Raw genomic sequence first — 2,595 nt, 5'->3', positions numbered from 1 at the left:
GCCCCGCCGCGCCACCATGCGACCTGAGGCCGGCCCAGCCGGCGCGAGGAGTGCCCTGCCGTGTCCGAGCCGATGAACGGGGCCGAGAGCCTCGTGCGCACCCTGGTGGCGGGCGGCGTCGAGGTCTGCTTCACCAATCCGGGCACCTCGGAGATGCATTTCGTGGCTGCCCTCGACCGGGTCGAGGGCATGGCCTGCGTGCTGTTCCTGTTCGAGGGCGGGGCGACGGGTGCGGCGGACGGCTACAGCCGCGTCGCCGACAAGCCCGCCTCGACGCTGCTCCATCTCGGCCCCGGTCTCGCCAACGGCTGGGCCAACCTCCACAACGCCCGCCGCGCCCGCTCGATGGTCGTCAACATCGTGGGCGAGCACGCGACCGACCATCGCGCGTACGACGCGCCGCTGACCTCCGACATCGAGGGGCTCGCCGCCACCGTCTCCGCCTGGACCCGCACGGGCACGAGCGCGACCGAGATCGCGGCCGACGGCGCCGCGGCGATCGCCGCCGCCCGCACCGCGCCGGGGCGGATCGCCACCCTGATCCTGCCCGCCGACACCGCCTGGCAGCCGGGCTCCGGCATCGCCCTGGTCCCGCCCGTCCCGGAGCGGGCGCGGGCGGGCGACGAGGCGGTCGCCGAGGCGGCGCGGGCGCTCAGGAGCGGCGAGCCGGCCCTGCTGCATCTCGGCGACCGGGCCCTGCGTGGCGCGGGAAAGCGCATCGCGGCCCGGATCGCGCGCAAGACCGGGGCGAGGCTGCTCGCCATGACCTCCAACGCCCGGATCGACCGCGGCGCGGGCGAGGTGCCGATCGAGCGGCTGCCCTACCCGATCGATCAGGCGATCGCGGTGCTGGCGCCCTACCGGCGCGTCGTCCTCGTCGGCGCCACGCGCCCGGTCGGCTTCTTCGCCTATCCGGGCAAGCCGAGCGTGCTCACCCATCCCGATTGCGAGACGGTGATGCTGGCCGCCCCCGAGGAGGACCAGATCGAGGCGCTGGAGCGTCTCGCCGAGGCGGTCGGCGCGCCGGCGGAGATCGATCTGGCCGTGCCGCCGCGCCCGGAGCTTCCGACCAGCGGGCCGCTCGGCGACGACACGATCGGCCGGGTGCTCGGCGCGCTGATCCCGGAGGGGGCGGTGGTCTGCGACGAGTCGCTGACGACGGGGCGCAACTTCTTCGGCGCCACACACGGCGCCGCGCCGCACAGCTGGCTCCAGCTCTCCGGCGGCGCGATCGGCCTCGGCATCCCGATGGCGACCGGCGCCGCAGTGGCGGCGCGCGGCCGCAAGGTGATCGGGCTGCAGGCCGACGGCAGCGCCCTCTACACCGCCCAGGCCCTCTGGACCCAGGCGCGCGAACGCCTCGACGTGGTGACGCTGATCTGGTCGAACCGTGCCTACGCGATCCTGCGGGGCGAGCTTGCCAACGTGGGTGCGCGCAACCCCGGCCCGAAGGCGCTCGGCATGCTCTCGCTCGACGACCCGCCGGTGGACTGGGTCAGCCTCGCCCGCGGCTACGGCGTGGAAGGCCGCCGCGTCGAGACGCTGGAGGCCTTCACCGACGTGTTCCGGCACGCGCTGGCGCGGCGGGGTCCCTTCCTGATCGAGGTGGCGCTGTAGGCGCGCGCCCGTCGCCGGGGCGTCACGAAAGCCGGTTTAGACTTGCCTCGCAGACGCGTGCGGCGCCTATACTGCGCCGCAGCAGAAATACTTACGCAGAACGTCCGCGAATCACTTGCGCAGAGGTTTCGATGCGTTAACGTCGCAGCCTCGCAAGCCGCTTCAAGGAGACAGGAGGAGAATTATTCCTTCGCGCACGGCGCGTTGGAAGAGAATCGTCGTCCAGAGGCAATGACCCAACACAGGATGGCTCCGATGTCCGAGATGATTCGCGTTCGCCCGACCCAGGACGGAACCTATACTGTTTACCGCGGCATGACGGCGTTGATCTCCGGCCTGACCCGCCTGCAGGCCGAGCGCTACGAGGCGAGCATCGCCCGCCAGCAGCAGGGCTTCATCACGGCGGGCGCCTAACGGCCGCCCGCGGCGCCGCGCGAGAGGCGGCGCCGCAACCCTGCCACGAGCCCCGATAATCGTTTCGGATGTGCGGTGCGAACCGCGCCACTCTTCTCCTGTAGGGCCCGGCGATTGTCTGTGGCCGCAAGTCTGAACCCCGCCCGGATCAGGCGCGGGTCTCCTCTTCCGCGCGGGCTACCGGATTCCCACAACGCCTACTGATGCTCTCGGCGCTCTCCTTCCCCCCTCTGCGGGGGAGGGGGACTGCGCGTGTGCCATCCGAGATATGTAATACGGTAGCCCGTGCGGGAGAGGGGGCGCGGCGTGGCTATTGCGCCCTTCGGGTCGGCTGTCCAAGCGCTTGGAGACCGCGACCTCAGACCGCCCCGTCGAGCGCGAGCGCGCCGAGATCGCCGACATTCCCCTCCGCGTCGAGGCCGCGCTGCCGGGCCGAGATCACGTGCCGGTCGCCCGCCCGCTCGAAGCTGAACAGCAGGTAGGCCGCGCGCCGCGCGGGCGAGGGCCCGTGCGCGCCGGGCCGGGCCGAGGCCGAGGCGGTGCCGACGACCGGAACCCGCCTGC

At 72.7% G+C, this 2,595-nt stretch carries 2 protein-coding genes and 1 pseudogene; 2 read left to right on the top strand and 1 reads right to left on the bottom strand.

The annotated features are described in order from the left end of the window. Positions 1-72: 72 nt before the first annotated feature. Complete coding sequence (locus AX737_RS24955) at positions 73-1,617, top strand: acetolactate synthase large subunit (RefSeq protein WP_066926054.1); 1,545 nt, start codon at positions 73-75, stop codon at positions 1,615-1,617. A gap of 255 nt (positions 1,618-1,872) precedes the next feature. Next, the gene (locus tag AX737_RS34870) at positions 1,873-2,031 is read left to right on the top strand and encodes a hypothetical protein (RefSeq protein ID WP_197430715.1); all 159 of its coding nucleotides are present in this window, start codon (positions 1,873-1,875) and stop codon (positions 2,029-2,031) included. Positions 2,032-2,389: 358 nt separating this feature from the next. On the opposite strand, the pseudogene AX737_RS34865 reads toward AX737_RS34870, so the two are convergent. Then, positions 2,390-2,595, bottom strand: a pseudogene (locus AX737_RS34865) (metallophosphoesterase); the annotation flags it as partial.

The organism is Methylobacterium sp. CCH5-D2 (assembly GCF_001556475.1).
GTDB lineage: Bacteria > Pseudomonadota > Alphaproteobacteria > Rhizobiales > Beijerinckiaceae > Methylobacterium > Methylobacterium hispanicum.
Note: the sequence above shows the minus strand (reverse complement) of the source record. Positions and strands in the feature narration are given on the sequence as shown.